The organism is Nocardioides sp. P4_G4 (assembly GCF_056401085.1).
Window position 1 is genome coordinate 1 of the sequence record NZ_JBFUKA010000029.1, and the last position, 17997, is coordinate 17997.

Annotated in this window: 21 protein-coding genes; 13 read left to right on the forward strand and 8 right to left on the reverse strand. The window is 73.0% G+C overall.

Features of this window, described 5'->3' with window-relative positions:
- The coding region (locus AC1DQF_RS08660) for an MFS transporter (protein ID WP_477524814.1) at nucleotides 1-597 on the reverse strand (597 nt) is incomplete at its 3' end.
- 128 nt (nucleotides 598-725) lie between these two features.
- Between AC1DQF_RS08660 and AC1DQF_RS08665 the strand changes: the two genes are divergently transcribed.
- From AC1DQF_RS08665 to AC1DQF_RS08700, 8 genes are all read left to right on the forward strand, one after another.
- Nucleotides 726-1766, forward strand: a complete 1041-nt coding sequence (locus AC1DQF_RS08665; RefSeq protein ID WP_477524815.1) for an LLM class flavin-dependent oxidoreductase — start codon at nucleotides 726-728, stop codon at nucleotides 1764-1766.
- A gap of 99 nt (nucleotides 1767-1865) precedes the next feature.
- Nucleotides 1866-3281, forward strand: coding sequence for a purine-cytosine permease family protein (locus AC1DQF_RS08670; RefSeq protein WP_477524816.1), 1416 nt, complete (start codon nucleotides 1866-1868; stop codon nucleotides 3279-3281).
- A 65-nt stretch (nucleotides 3282-3346) separates the two neighbouring features.
- A complete protein-coding gene (locus AC1DQF_RS08675; protein ID WP_477524817.1) occupies nucleotides 3347-4408 on the forward strand; it encodes an LLM class flavin-dependent oxidoreductase in 1062 nt (353 codons plus the stop codon).
- A gap of 31 nt (nucleotides 4409-4439) precedes the next feature.
- Nucleotides 4440-4595 (forward strand): DUF4177 domain-containing protein, encoded by a 156-nt coding sequence (locus AC1DQF_RS08680; protein ID WP_457206122.1) that lies wholly within the window; start codon nucleotides 4440-4442, stop codon nucleotides 4593-4595.
- Nucleotides 4595-5056: a RidA family protein gene (locus AC1DQF_RS08685; RefSeq protein WP_477524818.1), complete on the forward strand. Its 462-nt coding sequence runs from the start codon at nucleotides 4595-4597 to the stop codon at nucleotides 5054-5056. The genes AC1DQF_RS08680 and AC1DQF_RS08685 overlap by 1 nt, the downstream gene beginning before the upstream one ends.
- A gap of 2 nt (nucleotides 5057-5058) precedes the next feature.
- Nucleotides 5059-5919 (forward strand): NUDIX hydrolase, encoded by an 861-nt coding sequence (locus AC1DQF_RS08690; protein ID WP_477524819.1) that lies wholly within the window; start codon nucleotides 5059-5061, stop codon nucleotides 5917-5919.
- Nucleotides 5916-6704 (forward strand): MBL fold metallo-hydrolase, encoded by a 789-nt coding sequence (locus AC1DQF_RS08695; protein ID WP_477524820.1) that lies wholly within the window; start codon nucleotides 5916-5918, stop codon nucleotides 6702-6704. Before AC1DQF_RS08690 ends, AC1DQF_RS08695 begins: the two co-directional genes overlap by 4 nt.
- A gap of 41 nt (nucleotides 6705-6745) precedes the next feature.
- Nucleotides 6746-7273 (forward strand): TIGR03086 family metal-binding protein, encoded by a 528-nt coding sequence (locus AC1DQF_RS08700; protein ID WP_477524821.1) that lies wholly within the window; start codon nucleotides 6746-6748, stop codon nucleotides 7271-7273.
- Nucleotides 7274-7314: 41 nt separating this feature from the next.
- On the opposite strand, the gene AC1DQF_RS08705 is transcribed toward AC1DQF_RS08700, so the two are convergent.
- The 4 genes from AC1DQF_RS08705 to AC1DQF_RS08720 all read right to left on the reverse strand — a co-directional run bounded on the left by AC1DQF_RS08705 (nucleotide 7315) and on the right by AC1DQF_RS08720 (nucleotide 10836).
- On the reverse strand, nucleotides 7315-8520 hold the full coding sequence (locus AC1DQF_RS08705) for a hypothetical protein (RefSeq protein WP_477524822.1): 1206 nt from the start codon (nucleotides 8518-8520) through the stop codon (nucleotides 7315-7317).
- Complete coding sequence (locus AC1DQF_RS08710) at nucleotides 8517-9023, reverse strand: SigE family RNA polymerase sigma factor (protein ID WP_477524823.1); 507 nt, start codon at nucleotides 9021-9023, stop codon at nucleotides 8517-8519. Before AC1DQF_RS08710 ends, AC1DQF_RS08705 begins: the two co-directional genes overlap by 4 nt.
- A gap of 78 nt (nucleotides 9024-9101) precedes the next feature.
- Entirely contained in the window at nucleotides 9102-10127 is a 1026-nt protein-coding gene (locus tag AC1DQF_RS08715; RefSeq protein WP_477524824.1) for an aminotransferase class V-fold PLP-dependent enzyme, read from the reverse strand.
- A 31-nt stretch (nucleotides 10128-10158) separates the two neighbouring features.
- Nucleotides 10159-10836: a Crp/Fnr family transcriptional regulator gene (locus AC1DQF_RS08720; protein WP_056888191.1), complete on the reverse strand. Its 678-nt coding sequence runs from the start codon at nucleotides 10834-10836 to the stop codon at nucleotides 10159-10161.
- Nucleotides 10837-11014: 178 nt separating this feature from the next.
- Between AC1DQF_RS08720 and nth the strand changes: the two genes are divergently transcribed.
- The 4 genes from nth to AC1DQF_RS08740 are packed head-to-tail and all read left to right on the forward strand — an operon-like array spanning nucleotide 11015 to nucleotide 14157.
- On the forward strand, nucleotides 11015-11743 hold the full coding sequence (gene nth, locus AC1DQF_RS08725; RefSeq protein ID WP_477524825.1) for an endonuclease III: 729 nt from the start codon (nucleotides 11015-11017) through the stop codon (nucleotides 11741-11743).
- Nucleotides 11740-12252 (forward strand): TlpA family protein disulfide reductase, encoded by a 513-nt coding sequence (locus AC1DQF_RS08730; protein ID WP_477524826.1) that lies wholly within the window; start codon nucleotides 11740-11742, stop codon nucleotides 12250-12252. The genes nth and AC1DQF_RS08730 overlap by 4 nt, the downstream gene beginning before the upstream one ends.
- A complete protein-coding gene (locus AC1DQF_RS08735; protein ID WP_477524827.1) occupies nucleotides 12249-12974 on the forward strand; it encodes an NUDIX hydrolase in 726 nt (241 codons plus the stop codon). Before AC1DQF_RS08730 ends, AC1DQF_RS08735 begins: the two co-directional genes overlap by 4 nt.
- Nucleotides 12975-12978: 4 nt before the next feature.
- Entirely contained in the window at nucleotides 12979-14157 is a 1179-nt protein-coding gene (locus tag AC1DQF_RS08740) for a MarP family serine protease (protein ID WP_477524828.1), read from the forward strand.
- Here AC1DQF_RS08740 and AC1DQF_RS08745 read toward each other — a convergent pair.
- On the reverse strand, nucleotides 14098-14565 hold the full coding sequence (locus AC1DQF_RS08745) for a phage holin family protein (protein WP_477524829.1): 468 nt from the start codon (nucleotides 14563-14565) through the stop codon (nucleotides 14098-14100). The genes AC1DQF_RS08740 and AC1DQF_RS08745 overlap by 60 nt on opposite strands.
- A gap of 188 nt (nucleotides 14566-14753) precedes the next feature.
- Here AC1DQF_RS08745 and nhaA point away from each other — a divergent pair, with 188 nt between their 5' ends.
- On the forward strand, nucleotides 14754-16127 hold the full coding sequence (nhaA, locus tag AC1DQF_RS08750; RefSeq protein ID WP_477524830.1) for a Na+/H+ antiporter NhaA: 1374 nt from the start codon (nucleotides 14754-14756) through the stop codon (nucleotides 16125-16127).
- Between the two features lie 10 nt (nucleotides 16128-16137).
- Here the strand turns inward: nhaA and AC1DQF_RS08755 are convergent, their stop codons facing one another.
- Nucleotides 16138-17277: a sensor histidine kinase gene (locus tag AC1DQF_RS08755; protein ID WP_477524831.1), complete on the reverse strand. Its 1140-nt coding sequence runs from the start codon at nucleotides 17275-17277 to the stop codon at nucleotides 16138-16140.
- The gene (locus tag AC1DQF_RS08760) at nucleotides 17274-17990 is read right to left on the reverse strand and encodes a response regulator transcription factor (RefSeq protein WP_477524832.1); all 717 of its coding nucleotides are present in this window, start codon (nucleotides 17988-17990) and stop codon (nucleotides 17274-17276) included. The genes AC1DQF_RS08755 and AC1DQF_RS08760 overlap by 4 nt, the downstream gene beginning before the upstream one ends.
- Nucleotides 17991-17997: the final 7 nt, after the last annotated feature.

A 17997-nucleotide genomic window follows, 5' to 3' on the forward strand; every position in this document is an offset into this window, starting at 1 on the left:
GGCGATGAGCAGGGCGGCGGCCGCGASCAGGAGGACCGCGCCCCCGAAGACCCACCGCCAGCCGAGCGCGTCGGCCACGAGGGCGGCGAGCGCGGGGCCGAACAGTGCCGGGAGCACCCACGCGGCGGCGAAGCTGGCGAACACCGCCGGGCGCAGGGCCGGGGGGAAGACGATGCCCACCAGGACGTAGAGGCCGACGGTGAGCGCCCCGCCCCCGAGGCCCTGGAGGACCCGGCCCGCGAGCAGCACCTCCATCGTGGGCGCCGCCGCGCAGACCAGGAGGCCTGCGGAGAAGAGCACCATCGCCACCACCAGCGGCAGGGCCGGACCACGACGGTCGCTCCACGTGCCCGCCGCGACGGTGCCGAGCACCCCGCAGGCCAGGGGTGCGGCGAAGGTGAGCGCGTACAGCGACTCGCCGTCCAGGGCCCGTGCCACGGTCGGCATGACCGTCGTCACCGCCATCGCCTCGAAGGCCACGAAGGCGATGAGCGCGAACATGCCGATCGTCGTGGCGGCGTAGGTCGGGGACAGCAGCCGCTCTCGCGGCGCCCGCCCCGTGGTGCTGTCGCCCGTCGTGCCCGTCACTGTCGTCACGATCGCAGACGCTAGGACCTCAGGTGCACTCGAGATCAAGTCGGGACCACGCCGGCGTGAGCGGCACGACGTGACCGGCACGACGCCGGGGCGACGGAATAGTGACGTGGTGAGGACGTTGCCCTGAGGTGACCTTCCCTGCTCTCTCCGTCCTCGACCTCGTGCCCGTCCGCAGCGACCAGGGGACCGGCGACGCGCTCGCCGCCTCGCGGTCGCTGGCCCGCACCGCCGACGCCGCCGGCTACACCCGCTACTGGGTGGCCGAGCACCACAACATGCCGGCCGTGGCGGCCACCAACCCGCCGGTGCTCATCGCGATGCTCGCCGCGGCCACCGAGCGCATCCGGGTGGGGTCCGGCGGCGTGATGCTCCCCAACCACGAGCCGCTCGTCGTCGCCGAGCAGTTCGCGCTCCTCGAGGCGGCCTACCCCGGGCGCATCGACCTCGGCATCGGCCGGGCGCCGGGGACCGACCCGTTGACCCGCTACGTCCTCCGGGGCGGCTCGTCGGCCGCCGCCGACGATGCGGTCACCCGGTTCCCGGAGTACGTCGACGACATCATCACCCTCATGCACCCCGACGGGGTCGAGATGACCGTGGGCGGCCGGCGCCAGCCGTTGCGCGCCACCCCGCGGGCCTCCTCGGTGCCGACGGTGTGGCTGCTCGGGTCGTCGGACTACTCGGCCCGGCTGGCCGCGTCGCGGGGGCTGCCCTACGTCTTCGCCCATCACTTCGCCGGTCAGGGCACGGCCGAGGCCATCGAGCTGTACCGGTCGTCGTACCAGCCCTCCGAGCAGCACCCGGAGCCGCGCACCCTCCTCACCGTCAACGCCGCCGTGGCCGAGACCGCCGAGGAGGCGCGCCGGCTGGCGCTGCCGCAGGCGCAGCAGATGGTGGCGCTGCGCACAGGTGCCCCGCTGAGCGCCCAGCGACTCGTGGAGGAGGCCGAGACCACGCCGGTGCCCGAGGCACATCGAGGCATGGTCGAGGCCATGCTGGAGCGCTGGGTCGTCGACGAGCCGGCTGCGGCCCGCCGCCGCGTCGAGGAGCTGGCCACCGAGTTCGGGGTCGACGAGGTGATGGTGCACCCGGTGACCAGCGCGTTCGCCGGTACGCCGGCCTCCACGTCGCCGGCCCGGGAGGAGACGCTCCGCCTCCTTGTGGGCTGACCCGCTGTCTCGGATACGAGATGGTGGCCGGCGGTGAGGGGTGTTGCGCGCCGGCCGGCCGGGGCTGTGATGGGGCACACGCCCTGACAGGAGGCCCCCATGAACACCAGCCCGAGCACGGCCACCACCCCGGCGGTGGCGCCGGAGTCCTCGCGCGTCGAGCGCCGGACCATCGACGTCATCCCGCCCGAGGAGCGCCACGGGACGCCGTTCAGCCAGTTCACCCTGTGGATGGGGGCGAACCTCCAGATCACCGCGATCGTCGACGGTGCCCTCGCGGTGGTCTTCGGCGCCGACGCGCTGTGGGCGATCGTGGGCCTGCTCGTCGGCAACCTGCTCGGCGGGGTGGTGATGGCGCTGCACTCCGCCCAGGGTCCGCGCCTGGGACTGCCGCAGATGATCTCGAGCCGGGCCCAGTTCGGGGTCTACGGCGCGATCGTGCCGCTGCTCCTGGTGATCGTGATGTACCTCGGGTTCACCGCCACCGGCACGGTGCTCGCGGGCCAGGCGATCAACGAGCTGCTGGGCGTCGACGCCCCGTGGGTGGGGATCGTCTGCTTCGTGGCGGTCGTGGCCGTGATCGCGATCGTCGGCTACCGGTGGATCCACGCGGTGGGGAGATTCGCCAGCGTCCTGGGAGTGCTCGGCCTGGCCTACCTCGCCTTCGAGCTCGTCCGGCGCCACGACGTCTCGGCCGCCCTGGTCGACCCGCAGTTCGACGTGGTCACCTTCCTGCTCGCCGTCTCGCTGGCTGCCGGCTGGCAGCTCACCTACGGCCCGTACGTCGCGGACTACTCGCGCTACCTGCCGGTCGAGACCTCGCAGCGCGCGGTCTTCCGGTGGACCTACGCCGGCAGCGTGATCGGCTCGCAGCTGTCGATGACCTTCGGAGCGGTCGTGGCCGCCGTGGCCGGCGACGCCTTCCTGACCAACCAGGTCGGCTGGCTCGGTGGGCTCGCCTCCACGGCGGTCGTGGCCGGTCTGGTCTACGCGCTGATCGTCGTCGGCAAGCTGACCGTCACCTGCCTCAACGCCTACGGCAGCTTCATGTGCGCCGCCACGATCGTCACGGCCGTGACGGGCCGCCGGACGATGGGGCGCAACGCTCGTGCGGCGTTCGTGCTGGCCATGCTGGCCGCCTCGATGGGGATCGCGATCTGGGCCAGCGCGGACTTCCTCGACAACTTCAAGAACTTCGTCCTGCTCCTGCTCATGGTCTTCACGCCGTGGTCCGCCATCAACCCCACCGACTACTACCTGGTCTCGCGCGAGCGGGTCGACCTGCCCGCCCTCTACGACCCCCGCGGCCGGTACGGCGCGTGGAACGGCATCGCGCTGACGACGTACGCCCTCGGGGTGCTGGTCCAGGTGCCCTTCCTCGCGCAGGCGCTCTACACCGGTCCGGTGACCGACGCCCTCGGTGGGGCCGACATCTCCTGGCTCGTCGGGCTCGTGGTGCCGGCGCTCGTCTACTACCTGTGGGCGGGCCGGGACCCGCGGGCGCCGGCCGCCTGACCGACTCTCGCCATTCGTGGGGTTAGTCTAGTGAACAACTAGACATATCGAACGAAGGGCGAGCCATGACGCAGGAGTTCCTCTGGTACATCCCCAACCAGGTCGAGCCCGGCCACCGGGGGGACGACGCGGGCGAGGGCCACAACAGTCTCGACCGGCTCGTCGAGCTGGCGACGCTGGTGGAGGACCACGGGTGGGGCGGCGCACTGCTCGGTACCGGCTGGGGGAGGCCCGACACCTTCACCGTCGGCACCGCGCTCGCGGCCCGCACGACGAGCTTCCAGCCGCTGGTGGCGATCCGGCCGGGCTACTGGCGTCCGGCCAACTTCGCCTCCGCGGCGAGCACCCTCGACCAGCTGTCCGGCGGTCGGCTGCTGGTCAACATCGTCTCCGGGCAGGACTCGCTGGCGGCGTACGGCGACACCGAGGGCGACCAGGCGCAGCGCTACGCGCGGACCCGGGAGTTCATGCAGCTCGTCCGCCGGCTGTGGACGGAGGAGGACGTGACCTTCGCGGGCGACCACTTCTCGGTGACCGGGTCGACCGTGGCCACCCGGCCGGTGGTGCGCGGCGACCGGCGCCACCCGCGGCTCTACTTCGGTGGGGCGTCGGAGGCGGCGCAGCGCGTCGCGGCGGCCGAGGCCGACGTGCAGCTGTTCTGGGGCGAGCCGCTGGAGGGCGTCGCCGAGCGGATCGCGCACCTGCGCGACCTCACCGAAAAGGTGGGTCGCGAGCACGCGCCGCTGGAGTTCGGGCTGCGGATCACCACGCTGGTCCGCGACACCACCGACGAGGCCTGGGCCGACGCCGAGGCCAAGGTGGCGCAGATGGCGGACGGGGTCGGGGTCACCCCGGTCGACCAGCGTCGCAGCGGCGCGGTGGGCCAGCAGCGGCTGCTCGACCTGGCCGAGCGCGGCGACGTGCTGGACGAGTGCCTCTACACCGCTCCGGGACGCTACGGCGGCGGCGGGGCCGGGACCACGTGGCTGGTCGGGTCGGCGGGGGACGTGGCCAAGGCGCTGCGGAGGTACCAGGACCTCGGCGTCACCCACTTCATCCTGTCCGACACGCCGTACCGCGACGAGATCGTCCGGGTCGGCGACCAGCTGCTGCCGCTGGTGCGCTGAGGCTGGTGGGCCCCCGAGTAGGGTGCCGGGCATGACGAACTGGGAGTACCAGGTGGCGCCGATCCCGCTCCACAACGAAGCCCTCATGCTCAACAACTTCGGCCAGGACGGCTGGGAGCTGGTGGCCATCCACACCAACGCGCAGGGTGGGCTGGTCGCCTTCCTCAAGCGTCCCAAGGCCGCCTGATGGGCGCGGAGGCGCGGCTCGCGGAGCTGGGCATCACCGTCCCCGAGGTGGTGCCGCCGGTGGCGGCCTACCAGCCGACCGCGCGCACGGGGAACCTCGTGTTCACCGCCGGCCAGCTGCCCGCCCGCGACGGGGAGATGATCGCCGTCGGCAAGGTCGGCGGCGAGGTCACCGAGGAGGAGGGCTACGAGTGCGCCCGGCAGTGCGCGCTCAACGCGCTCGCCGCGGTCAAGGCGGAGATCGGCTCGCTCGACGACGTCGTCCGGATCGTCAAGGCCGTCGTCTTCGTCGCCTCGACGCCGGACTTCACCGGGCAGCCCAAGGTGGCCAACGGTGCCTCCGAGCTGCTCGGCGAGGTGTTCGGAGAGGCGGGCAAGCACGCCCGCTCCGCGGTCGGCGTACCCGTCCTCCCGCTCGACGTGCCCGTCGAGGTGGAGCTCATCGTCGAGATCAAGTCCTGACCTTGGAGCGACTCCCGCTGCCCCAGGCGCTCGTGGACCAGGCGCGCGCCTTCGAGACCGGTGAGGCCGTCCCCGCCGAGCCCCGTCACGCGGCGACGGTGGTGCTGCTGCGCGAGGGCGGGCGCGACGACGTCGCCGGTCCCGAGGTCTACCTGCTGCGGCGGCAGACCTCGATGGCCTTCGCCGGGGGGATGTGCGTCTTCCCCGGCGGCGGTGTCGACCCGCGGGACCACGACGCGAGCGTGGCCTGGGCGGGACCGTCGCCCGAGGAGTGGGCACGGCGCCTGTCCTGCGACGAGTCGCTGGCCCGGGCGCTGGTGTGCGCGGCGGTGCGGGAGACCTTCGAGGAGTCCGGCGTGCTCCTCGCCGGCCCGTCGGACGACTCGGTCGTCTCGGACACGACCGGTGACGACTGGGAGGCCGACCGGGTCGCCCTCGAGACGCGCGAGCTGTCGATGACCGACTTCCTCGTGCGTCGCGGGCTCGTCCTGCGCACCGACCTGCTCGGCGCCTGGGCGGGCTGGCTGACCCCGGTCTTCGAGCCCCGTCGCTACGAGACGTGGTTCTTCGTCGCCGTGCTGCCCGAGGGCCAGGTGACCCGCGACGTCTCGACCGAGTCGTCGTCGGTGCACTGGACGCCGGCCATCGCGGCCGCCGAGGCGGTCGAGTCACGCGAGATCCTGATGCTCCCCCCGACCTACCTGACCTGCCTCGACGTGGCGCAGCACGCGACCCCCGCTGACGTGCTGGCCGCCGCCGACGGGCTGACCGTGAACATGTTCACGCCGCAGGTCGTCTCGTCGGGGGACGACTTCGTGCTCTCGATGCCGGAGCGGTACCGGCCGCTGATGGCCCGGCGATGAGCTGGACCGGGGGCTCGTTCGGCGCGTCGGCCACCTGCGTCCTGGCGCCCAACGCCGACATCATGACGCTGGACGGCACCAACACCTGGGTGCTCTCGTCGGGCGGGCGCTCGCTCGTGGTCGACCCCGGCCCGGAGATCGAGGCGCACCTCGACCTCGTCTCCGCCGTCGGGCAGGACGTCGTCGGCGTCCTGCTCACCCACCACCACGCCGACCACTCCGAGGCCGCCCGGACGTTCGCCGAGAGGCACGGGTGCGGCGTGCGCGCGCTCGACCCGGCGTACCGTCTCGGGTCCGAGGGGCTGGGCCACGGTGACGTGGTCACCGTCGGCGACCTCGAGGTGCACGTCGTGGCCACTCCGGGCCACACGGCCGACTCGCTGTCCTTCGTGGTGCCCTCGGAGTCGGCGGTCCTCACCGGGGACACCGTGCTCGGGCGCGGCACCACCGTCGTCGCGCACCCCGACGGGGAGCTCGGCGCCTACCTCGACTCGCTCGACCGGCTGCGCGCGCTGTGCTCGGAGCAGGGCATCACGACGGTGTGGCCCGGCCACGGGCCGGTCATCTCCGACGCCCTGGGAGCGCTCGACTTCTACGTCGCGCACCGCCGCGAGCGGCTCGGGCAGGTCCGCGACGCGGTCGCCCTGCTGCGCTCGGGAGGGGTCGCCGACGCCGTCTCGCTGCCGCGGCAGGTCGTCGAGATCGTGTACGCCGACGTCGACCCTGTCCTGTGGGGCGCCGCCGAGCTCTCGGTGCGGGCGCAGCTGGCCCACCTCGAGCGCTGAGGCCCTCGACTCCCGGCGGGACTCGTCCTAGCGTGGCGAGCATGAGCGACGACGACGTCACGACCCTGTCCGCGGCCCTCGACCAGGCCGGCGAGCTGCTGGCCGGTGTGCAGCCGGACGACCTCGACCGGCCCACGCCGTGCGAGGGGTGGACCGTCCGGGAGCTCGGTGGTCACCTGGCGTCCTCACCGGGGCGCTTCCTGCGGTCGGCGCAGGGGGAGTCGGTCGACTTCGGCACGCCGTCCGACGTCCCCGAGGACCGCTGGGCGACACAGTTCCGGGCCGATGCGGCGGACCTGATGGCGCACTGGCAGTCCCAGCCCGAGGACGCGAGGGGCGGCGTGGACTTCACCACCGCCGAGCTCGCCGTGCACGCCTGGGACCTCTCGCAGGCGATCGACCCGGGCCGTGCCCTGGATCCCGTGGTGGCCGAGCGGGCGCTCGCCGCGATGAGCCAGGGCCTGACGCCCGAGAACCGCGGGAGTGCCTTCGGGCCCCCTGTGGAGCTCGCCGACGACGCGCCCGTCCACGACCGGCTGGCCGCCTGGTCCGGCCGCACGCCGCGCTGAGGCGCCAGGCGCTCGGGCGTCGTAAGTCCTCACGCCGCCAGTCAGGCGGTCAGGCGGCCAGGGCGGCGTTGCTCACGGCGCCGGAGCAGGTACGCCGCCAGCAGGACGCCCAGGGCGGCGAGCGCGGTCCCGCCCCACCGGACACCGGCGGGCAGGCCCGCGTCGTGCGACGCGAAGTCGTGGGTCAGCTGCTGCGACGACGTGCCGTCGAGGTCGGGGACCAGGTCGACGGCGATGCTGACCGGCGTCGCGTCGGGGAGGTCGCGCACGAGGATCCGGAAGGTCCACTCCGACTCCGGGCGGTCCGGCGAGGTGAACAGCACCAGGTGCTGCCCCTCGACGTAGCTCCCCGACGGTCCGTCTGCCTGGGCCACGACCAGGCTGCCCGTCGCCCAGCCCAGGGGCCGGGTGCTCGCGCCGCCGGGGTAGAGGTCCGGCGGCAGCTGGCGACGCAGCGGCACTCCTTCGTCCGAGCGCAGGTCCTTCTGTGCCTGCTCGGYGGGACGCGCGACCCTCTCGAACCGTGCGAACGTCCGGTCGGACCCGGTGGGCAGGGCGACGATGCCTCTGGTGGGGGAGCTCAGGCCGGTCGCGAGGGTGCGCTCGACCGGGATCTCGACCTCCGACGGGCCGGTGGGCTCGATGCTTCCGGCCACCGCCTGACCGTCGAACGTCCCCTGGTAGGTGATCCGCGCGGAGTCGTAGGTCCACGCCAGCTCGGTCACGTCGGCTCCGTGGCCCCCGTGCGGGACCAGACCGACCACCTCGCCGGTCCGGAGGTCGACGGAGTCGACGCGCTCCTGCGTGCTCCACGCGAGGTGGTAGCCGTCGGGCGACAGCGCCACCACGCCGGGGTCGTCCGCGGAGAAGCCCGGCAGGTCCAGCGCGTGGTAGCGCCCGTCGGTGGCGCCGATCACCACGGCCGTGCCGGACGTCGAGACGAACGCGACCGAGGCCCCTCCGGTCGCGAGGTCGGTCTCCGGCTCCAGGTCGGACCCGGGGTCCTCGATCCGGCTCGGGATCGCCCCGTCCGGGGCGACGTCCCCGGCCGGCGCGACGAGGGCCGGCCGCGCGGTGACGAACGAGGCCAGTCCGCCGACGAGCAGCACCATCACCAGCACGAGCCCGCCGCGGACGACCCGGTCGCGCCGACGCAGCCGCCGCCCGCGGTCCCACAGCTCCGGGTGCGGCGTGGGTCGGGGCGCGTCGTGCGCGAGCTCCTCGAGGACCGACTCGAGACGGTTCACGACTCCACCCCCACCAGGTCGGCCAAGTCGGGCGCGAGGACCCGCAGCCGGGACAGCGCCTGGCGGGTGGAGGACTTCACGGTCCCGACCGACACCCCGAGGACGGCGGCGGACTGGGCCTCGGTGAGGTCCTCGAAGAACCGCAGCACCAGCACGGCCCGCTGCTTCGGCGTCAGCCGCGCCAGCGCCTCGGTGACGGAGAGCCGGAGGTCGGGGTCGGTGGCCGGTTGCGCGGCGTCGTGCGAGCCCCACGACGTCTCGGTGAAGCGGCGCTTGCGCCACAGCGAGATGTGCTGGTGGTGCATCGTGCGGCGGGCGTAGGCCTCCGGCGAGGTCGAGATGCGCTCCCAGTGCCGTGCGACCTGCATGAGTGCGTGCTGCACGAGGTCCTCCGCGAGGTGGTGGTCGCCGGTGAGTAGCCACGCGGATCGCAGCAGCGCGCCGCTGCGCGCGGCGACGAACTCGTCGAACGCGACACGGTCCCGGTCGTTGCTGCCCCTCATGGCCACCCCCTTCATGCAGTACGACGCACGCGACCCGCCCCGCGGGGGTCACCGCACCGAGATTTCTCCCGGCGGCGCTCAGGCGAGGGCGCGCAGCACCGCGTCGACGTCCGAGGTGGAGTTGTAGAGGTGGAACGACAGCCGCAGCCGGCCGGCGCGCACCGCGGCCCGGATGCCGGCGACCGCCAGCCGCTCGGGCACGTCGGGCGGGCACGGCACCGAGACGACGGCCGAGTCCCCGGAGGGCAGCCCGAGGCCGTTGCGCAGGCGGTTGGCCAGCGCCACGTCGTGCGCGTGGATGCGGTGGATCCCGACCTCGAGAAGCAGGTCCAGGGCGGGGGCGTGACCGACCCAGCAGCCCCAGGCCGGCGAGAGGTCGAAGCGACGCGCGTCCTGCGCCAACCGCAGCGGCGGGCCGTAGATCGAGTCCCACCGCGAGCCCCCGGCGTACCAGCCGGCGGCCAGGGCCGGGAGGCCGTCGCGCAGCCCGGGACCGACGGAGAAGAAGCAGGTGCCCCGCGGGCCCAGCAGCCACTTGTAGCCGGCCCCCACCACGTAGTCGGCGCGCAGCCGCTCCAGCGGGAGCCAGCCCGCCGCCTGGGTGACGTCGACCAGGGTGCGGGCGCCGTGCCGGCCGGCGACCTCGGCCAGGCCGGTGAGGTCGAGGACCCGGCCGTCGGCGGACTGCACCGCGGAGACGGCGACCAGGTCGACCTCGTCGGTGACCGCGTCGAGCAGGCCGTCCAGCGGCACGAGACGCACGTCGAGCCCCGGCGTGCGCAGGAACGGGAAGAGCACCGAGGTGAAGTCCTCCTCGGCGGCGAGCACCACCGCGCCGGCGGGGAGGGAGGCCGCGACCAGTCCGACGAACTGGGAGGTCTGGCTGCCGGTGGCCACGTCGTCGGGGGAACGACCGATCAGGGAGGCGAACGCGGCCCGGCCCCGCTCGACGTACGCATCGACCGAGACGGCGTCGACCTCACCGGCGGCCCGGGCGGCCTCGAAGTCGCGCATCGCCTCGACGCTGCGGCGGGGGGCGAGGCCGAGCGTGGCCGAGTTGAGGAAGACCCCCGCAGGAGCGAACTCCTCGGGGGCCAGGCTCATGACGATGAGTGGGACGACGCGCCGGCGACGATCAACGCGCCCGGCGCGAGAGGCGCTCGACGTCCATGATGACGACCGAGCGCGGCTCGAGCCGCAGCCAGCCGCGCGAGGCGAAGTCGGCCAGGGCCTTGTTGACCGTCTCGCGGGAGGCGCCGACCAGCTGGGCGAGCTCCTCCTGCGTGAGGTCGTGGTGCACGTGGACGCCGTCGTCGGCGGTGCGACCGAAGCGGTCCGCGAGGTCCAGCAGGGCCTTGGCGACCCGGCCGGGGACGTCGGAGAACACGAGGTCGGCGACGACGTCGTTGGACTTGCGCAGGCGGGCGGCGAGCTGCGAGAGCAGGCCGCGGGCGACGATCGGACGACCGTCGAGCCAGCGCAGCAGGTCCTCGTGGGACAGCGAGGCGAACGTCGCGTCGGTGACCGCGGTGACGGTGGCCGAGCGCGGGCCCGGGTCGAAGAGGGAGAGCTCGCCGAACATCTGGCCGGGACCCATGATCGCGAGGAGGTTCTCACGGCCGTCGGAGGACGAGCGGCCGAGCTTCACCTTGCCGTCGAGCACGACGTAGAGCTTGTCGCCCGAGTCACCCTCGTGGAAGAGCACGTCGCCACGGCGGAGCTTGGTCTCGGCCATCGAGCCGCGCAGCGCGGTCGCCGCCTCGTCGTCGAGCGCGCTGAACAGCGGTGCCTGACGAAGTACGTCGTTGTCCACGAAGGTCCCTCCCGTGGTTACGGCCGCCCGAGGGCCGCCCTGGTGATTGCTGCCTGATCCTAGCCGTGGTCTGCATCACAGGTGACAACGACGCCACCTCCAGGGGGGAGGGAATGGCCGGGGGTGCGGGCGATCCCAGCCCCGGAGCGCTGTCGGAGGTGGGTCGTAGGCTGTCCGCGTGCCAGCCCGATCCTCGACCGCCACCCCCGTTCCCCGGCCCGACACGGCCCTGGTGCGGCGTGCTCGCAAGGTCGACCGGGTGCTGGCCGAGACCTATCCCGACGCCCGCTGCGAGCTCGACTTCGACACTCCCTTCGAGCTCCTCGTCGTCACGGTGCTGAGCGCGCAGACGACCGACCGCCGGGTCAACGCCGTGCGGCCCACGCTCTTCGCCGCCTACCCCGATGCCACCGCGATGGCCGCCGCCCCGCGCGAGCACCTCGAGCAGATCGTCGGCCCGCTCGGCTTCTTCCGGGCCAAGACCGACGCACTGCTCAAGCTCAGCCAGGCCCTCGTGGAGCGCTACGACGCGCAGGTCCCGGCCCGCCTCGAGGACCTGGTCACGCTGCCAGGAGTGGGTCGCAAGACGGCCAACGTCGTGCTCGGCAACGCCTTCGGCGTCCCCGGGATCACCGTCGACACCCACTTCGGCCGGCTCGTGCGGCGCTTCGGGTGGACCGAGGAGACCGACCCGGTCAAGGTCGAGCACGCCGTCGGGGCGCTCTTCGCCAAGAGCGACTGGACGATGCTGTCCCACCACGTCATCTGGCACGGCCGGCGTCGCTGCCACGCCAAGAAGCCCGCGTGCGGCGCCTGCCCGCTCGCCCGGCTCTGCCMGTCCTACGGCACCGGCCCGATCGACGCCGCCGAGGCGGAGAAGCTGGTCAAGACCCAGGGGCCCGCGTGATCCGCACTGCCTCCGTCGCGCTGGCGGTGCTCATGACGCTCGTGCTCGCCTCCTGCTCGACCGACGCCCCCGAGCGTCCCACGACGATGCCCGACGTGACGCTGGCCGGCTTCGACGGCGGCGACCCGGTCGACCTCTCCCAGCTCCGTGGCCCCGTGCTGGTCAACCTGTGGGCCAGCTGGTGCGGGCCTTGCCGCGAGGAGATGCCGCTGCTCGAGGAGTTCCACCAGCGCTACGGCGACAAGGTCGCGGTGCTCGGCATCGACTACCAGGACGCGCAGACGGACAAGGCGGCCGACCTGGTCGCCGCCTCCGGAGTGACCTACCCGCTGGTGGCCGACCCCGACGGCGCCGTCAACGGGCAGGGCGCGTTCCCCAACCTGCGTGGCCTGCCCTTCTGGGCCCTGGTGGACGAGGACGGGACGGTCACCCACCTCAAGGCCGGCCAGGTCGACTCGGTCGAGGAGATCGTCGCCCTCGCAGAGGACCACCTCGGGGTGACCCTGTGAGCCCGGTCGGCGGCCCGGTCGACGGCCTGCCCGCCTGGCTGCGGCCCGTCGTCGAGGCGTGCACGCAGATCAGCGTCCACGAGCTCACCCGCTTCGCGCCGCCCGCGGACGGCGACCCCCGGCGGGGCGCGGTGCTGATGCTCTTCGCCGACACCGACGCCGACGGCGAGGGGGAGATCCTCCTCACCGAGCGGGCCCACCACATGCGCTCCCACCCGGGGCAGGTGTCGTTCCCCGGAGGCACCATCGACCCGGGCGAGACGGCCGTCGAGGCGGCGCTCCGTGAGGCCGAGGAGGAGATCGCCCTCGACCCGACCTCGATCGAGGTGTTCGGCGAGCTGCCCGAGCTGTGGCTCCCGCCGAGCAACTTCGCCGTGACCCCCGTGCTCGGCTGGTGGCGGGAGAGGGGCGAGGTCGGCATCGCGAGTCCCGACGAGGTCCACGAGATCCACCACGTGCCGATCAGCGAGCTCCTCGACCCCGAGCACCGCATCAGCGTGCGGCACCCGAACGGCTGGATGGGGCCCGGCTTCCTGATCGGAGCGGAGCGCGACGTCATCCTGTGGGGCTTCACCGCCGGGATCATCGCCCGGCTCTTCGACTTCCTGGGCTGGACGACGCCCTGGGACGCGGAGCGGGTGCGTGACCTGCCGACGTACATGCTGCAATCTGGTCCCACACCGGGCCAGGACCTCAGGCCCCACACCAGACTCGGGGAGTGAGCACGTGAACATCCTCGACTGGTGCCTCGTCGCACTGGTGGGCATCTACGCCCTGTCCGGCTACTGGCAAGGCTTCGTCACCGGGGCGTTCGCGACCGCGGGGCTCCTGTGCGGCGGCCTGTTCGGCGTGTGGCTGGCGCCCATCGCCCTCGGCGACGCCGAGCCCTCGGTGTGGGTGTCGCTGGGTGCGCTGTTCATCGTCATCCTCTCCGCCTCCGTGGGCCAGGCGGTGCTCCAGTACGTCGGCGCGCGGATCCGGGCGCACATCCGCTGGCAGCCGATCCGCGCGGTCGACGCCATCGGCGGGGCCGCACTCAGCGCGGTGGCGGTGCTGATCGTCGCGTGGGCCCTCGGAGTCGCGGTCTCGGGCTCGCGGATCGGTGRCATCACCCCCACGGTGCGGGACTCGGCCGTGCTCGCCGAGGTCGACTCGCTGCTGCCCGGTGAGGCCAACGGGGTGCTCCAGGCGTTCAACAACGTGGTGGGGGCGACGTTCTTCCCGCGCTACCTCGAGCCCTTCGCGCCCGAGCGGATCGTGGAGGTCAAGGCCGGGCCGTCCCGCCTGCTCACCGACCCCGACGTGGTCGACGCGCAGAGCAGCGTGCTCAAGGTGCGGGGCACCAACGCGTGCGGCAGCGGCCTCGAGGGCAGTGGCTTCCTCTACTCCGAGGGCAGACTGATGACCAACGCCCACGTCGTCGCCGGCGTGCGACAGCCGGAGGTGGAGCTCGGCGACGGCACGAGCGTCGTCGCCACGGTCGTCCACTACGACCCGCGCATCGACGTGGCCGTGCTGGCCCTGGACGACGGCGACCTGCCCCACCTGGACTTCGACCGCGACGCCGCGCCCGAGGACGGCGTGGCCATCGTGGGCTACCCGCAGGACGGTCCCTACGACGTCGAGGTCGGCCGGATCCGCTCCGAGCAGCGGCTGCGCTCGCCCGACATCTACGGTGACGGTGCCGTCATCCGCCAGGTGTTCTCGCTGCGCGGCTCGGTGCGCGCCGGCAACTCCGGCGGTCCGATCCTGTCGTCGGGTGGCGACGTGGCGGGCCTGGTCTTCGCCGCGTCCGTGACGGACACCGACACCGGCTACGCGCTGACGGCCGACCAGGTGGCCGAGTCAGCGGCGCTGGGTGTCACCCGCGACGAGGCCGTCGGCACCGGGGCCTGCACCGGTTGAGGGCTGGGGGTCGGCACGTCCGCGCAGCGCGGCCGGGATCTCCCTGCCCTGGTTGATCGCCCGCTCCGGGGCCTTGACCTGCTTGACCTGACGGAGCCCGATGTAGCCCAGGAGCGCGGCCACCAGCAGGTAGACGCCGAAGACGATCAGGAAGCACCAGGCCAGGTCGAGGCCGGTCATGTGGATGAAGTAGGCGATCGCGACCGACAGCATGATGATCGCCAGGACGCCGATGAAGGCCGCCCCGGCGAAGAGGCCGATGCCGGTGCCGCCGTGCTTGACGCTGACCTTGAGCTCGGACTTCGCCAGCTGGATCTCCTTGGAGATGAGCGTGGAGATGTCGCGGCTGGCGTCGATGACGAGGCCGCCGATCGTGGGATCGGTGTCCTTGACCGGGGTGGTGGCCATGTGGAGTCCTTCGCAGAAGTACGACGCTGGTCTGACGTCCTGACCCTACACAAGGCCCGCGGTGCGAGGCGTCGAGCCGACCCCGCGCCCGATACAGTGGTCGCTGGTGTGCCGGGAAGTCTGGTCGGCCCACGTCCATCAGGGCGTGGAGTGTCCCGACAGCGACCCTGCGAAAGGCCGCGTGCCGCATGCCGATCGAACCCCAAGGCCACCGTGACGTCTCCGAGGACGAGGTGTGGACCACCGGTCCGTCCTACCTGGCCAGCAACAAGCCGCTCGCCCGCCTGGTCGCGCGCCCGGTGCGCGAGTTCCTCCGCATCGAGGCCGCCGGCTCGATCCTGCTGCTCCTCGCAGCTGCTACGGCGCTGATCTGGGCCAACAGCCCGTGGGCCTCGTCGTACGACGAGTTCTGGCACACGGCGATCAGCATCGACATCGGGGGGTTCCACCTCGAGGAGTCGCTGCAGCACTGGGTCAACGACGCCCTGATGGTCGTCTTCTTCTTCGTCGTCGGGCTGGAGATCAAGTACGAGATCGTCAGCGGCGACCTGCGCGACCCCAAGACCGCCGCGCTGCCCATCGTCGCCGCCATCGGCGGCATGCTCGTGCCGGCCGGGCTCTACCTCCTCATCGCCGGCGGCGGTGACGGCAGTGCCGGCTGGGGCATCCCGATGGCCACGGACATCGCCTTCGCGGTGGGCGTCCTGGGCCTGCTCGGCACACGCATCCCGTCGGCGGCGCGACTCTTCCTGCTGACCCTGGCGATCGTCGACGACATCGGCGCGATCATCGTGATCGCCGTCTTCTACACCGAGCAGCTGCACCTGGAGTGGCTCGCCCTCGCGCTCCTGCTGCTCGGCGCCATGGTGGCGCTGCGGGTCCTGCGGGTCTGGTCGGTGTGGGTCTACGTCGTGCTCGGCTTCCTCGTGTGGTTCGCGGTGTTCGAGTCGGGTGTGCACGCGACCCTGGCCGGCGTCGCGATCGGCCTGATCACCCCGGCCACCGCCCTGCTCAAGGAGGACGTGGCCCGCGGCTATGCCCAGAAGGCCCTGGAGGACCGGCAGCTCGACCCGGACGAGCTGAGCCGGCTGCACTTCCTGCTCGGGGAGTCGGTGCCGGTGGTCGAGAGGTTGCAGACCAAGCTGCACCCGCTGTCGTCGTACGTCGTGCTGCCGGTCTTCGCGCTGGCCAACGCGGGCGTGGCGCTCGGTGACGGGGCGCTCGGCGACGCGCTGACGTCGGCGGTCGGGCTCGGCATCGGCGTGGGCCTGGTCGTCGGCAAGCCGGTCGGCATCCTGCTGGCCTGCTTCATCGCCGTCCGGCTGGGGCTGGGCCGGCTCCCCGACGACACCACGTGGTCGATGGTGCTGGGCCTCGGCGCGGTCGCCGGCATCGGCTTCACGGTCTCGATCTTCATCGCCGGGCTCTCGTTCCCCGGCTCGGACCTGCTGACCGGCGAGGCCAAGGTCGGCATCCTGGTGGCCTCGCTCGTGGCCGCCGTCCTGGGCACGGTCCTGCTGCTGCTCACCACGCGCGGACGCGAGCCCGCCGAGGACGACTGAGCGGCGGGGGTCACCCCGCCGGGAGGCGGACCAGGAACCGGCACCCGGGGGCCGGTCCAGCGACGTTCTCGACCGCCACGGCTCCGTCGTGGGCCTCCACGATGCCCTTGACGATGGCCAGCCCGAGTCCCGCGCGGGCGGTGTGCACGTCGATCTCGTCCGGGGCGTCGGGGGTCCGGGCCTGGGTGCCGCGGTAGGCGACGTCGAAGACCCGGCCCCGGGCGTCGTCCGGGATGCCCCCGCAGCCGTCGGTGACGGTGAGCTCCACCGCACCCGGGACAGCGCGCGCGGCCACGTGGACCGAGCCGTCGGCGGGGGTGTGGCGGATGCCGTTGGCGATGAGGTTGCCGAGCACCCGCGACAGGCCGGCCGGGTCGGCCGCCACGAGCAGGCCGCGGTCGACCTCGCCACCCAGCCGCACCTGCCGGGCCCGGGCGACCGGGTCGGCGGCGGCGATCGCCTCGCTCACCAGGTCCCCGACCAGCACCTCCTCGGGGACGAGGTTCAGCACGCCGGCGTGGATGCGGGAGAGCTCGAAGAGGTCGTCGACCATGCGGACCATCCGCTCCACCTCGCCGCGGATCTGCCGGTGGTAGCGCGGGGGATCGGTGGCGATGCCGTCCTCGAGTGCCTCGGTCATCACCCGGATGCCCGCGAGCGGGGTGCGCAGGTCGTGCGACACCCACGACACCAGCTCGCGGCGCGAGTCCTCGAGCCGGCGCTCGCGGTCGCGTGACTCGGCGAGCTTCTCGTGGGCGGCGGTCAGCTCGGTGGCCAGCTCCCGGAACTCCGCGGGACCACGGCGGCCCGCGACCACCGCGTCCCCGTCGCCCACGCGGCGTAYGTCGTCGCGCAGGGTCCGCGACCAGCGCACCAGCGCGGCCGCGAGGACGAGCGCCACGACCATCGACACCAGGCCGGCGGCTGTCGTGACGATGGTCGTCACGGCCAGGTCGTGGCGGGACAGGAGCATCCGCTGTGCGACCGCCCGGATGCCCACGATCACCGTCAGCACGGTGACGACGGCGACCAGCGCCAGCTGCCAGCGCAGCGTGCGGTGACGCAGCAGCCACCCGGCCGCCAGCCCGAGCGCACCGACCCCGAGCCCGGACAGGGCCGAGATGAACCAGATCTCCGCCGTGTCGCTCATGCACCCTCCCCGGACGACGTGTCCTGGGAGGGTGCCGGCTCCCAGCGGTAGCCCACCCCCCAGACGGTGAGGAGGCGCGTGGGGGTGGTCGGCTCGGTCTCGATCTTCTCCCGGAGCCGACGCACGTGCACGGTGACCGTCGACTGGTCGCCGAAGGACCAGCCCCAGACCTGCTGGAGCAGGTCGTCGCGGGAGAACACCGTGCCCGGACGTGCCACGAAGTGCGCCAGCAGGTCGAACTCGCGCACCGTGAGGGCACGCGGCGAGCCGTCGAGCCTGACCTCCCGGCGCGCCCGGTCGACGACCAGGTTCCCGTCGACGATCACGGCGGGCACGTCGGTGTCGAGGCCCCCGGCGGTCCGGCGCAGGATCGACTCCACGCGCAGCACCAGCTCGCGGGGGCTGAACGGCTTGGTGACGTAGTCGTCGGCGCCGATCTCGAGCCCGACGACCCGGTCCTGCTCGCTGCCCAGCGCGGTGAGCAGGACGACCGGCACGTCGGAGGCCCGGCGCAGCCGGCGGCACACCTCGAGGCCGTCGATGCCCGGCATCATCACGTCCAGCACGACGAGGTCGGCCCGGTCGCGGTGCACGGCGTCGAGCGCGCCGGCTCCGTCGGCCGCCTCGCTCACCCGGTGCCCGGCGGCGCGCAGGTAGTCGACCACCACCTCGCGGACCGTCTCGTCGTCGTCGACCACCAGCACGTGCGCCATGGGGACG

Bases quoted from the DNA above. Each gene is read 5' to 3' on its own strand.
- AC1DQF_RS08670 (WP_477524816.1), top strand. From the start codon at position 1,866: ATGAACACCAGCCCGAGCACGGCCACCACCCCGGCGGTGGCGCCGGAG.
- AC1DQF_RS08675 (WP_477524817.1), top strand. From the start codon at position 3,347: ATGACGCAGGAGTTCCTCTGGTACATCCCCAACCAGGTCGAGCCCGGC.
- AC1DQF_RS08680 (WP_457206122.1), top strand. From the start codon at position 4,440: ATGACGAACTGGGAGTACCAGGTGGCGCCGATCCCGCTCCACAACGAA.
- AC1DQF_RS08685 (WP_477524818.1), top strand. From the start codon at position 4,595: ATGGGCGCGGAGGCGCGGCTCGCGGAGCTGGGCATCACCGTCCCCGAG.
- AC1DQF_RS08695 (WP_477524820.1), top strand. From the start codon at position 5,916: ATGAGCTGGACCGGGGGCTCGTTCGGCGCGTCGGCCACCTGCGTCCTG.
- AC1DQF_RS08700 (WP_477524821.1), top strand. From the start codon at position 6,746: ATGAGCGACGACGACGTCACGACCCTGTCCGCGGCCCTCGACCAGGCC.
- AC1DQF_RS08710 (WP_477524823.1), bottom strand. From the start codon at position 9,023: ATGAGGGGCAGCAACGACCGGGACCGTGTCGCGTTCGACGAGTTCGTC.
- AC1DQF_RS08715 (WP_477524824.1), bottom strand. From the start codon at position 10,127: ATGAGCCTGGCCCCCGAGGAGTTCGCTCCTGCGGGGGTCTTCCTCAAC.
- AC1DQF_RS08745 (WP_477524829.1), bottom strand. From the start codon at position 14,565: ATGGCCACCACCCCGGTCAAGGACACCGATCCCACGATCGGCGGCCTC.
- nhaA (WP_477524830.1), top strand. From the start codon at position 14,754: ATGCCGATCGAACCCCAAGGCCACCGTGACGTCTCCGAGGACGAGGTG.
- AC1DQF_RS08760 (WP_477524832.1), bottom strand. From the start codon at position 17,990: ATGGCGCACGTGCTGGTGGTCGACGACGACGAGACGGTCCGCGAGGTG.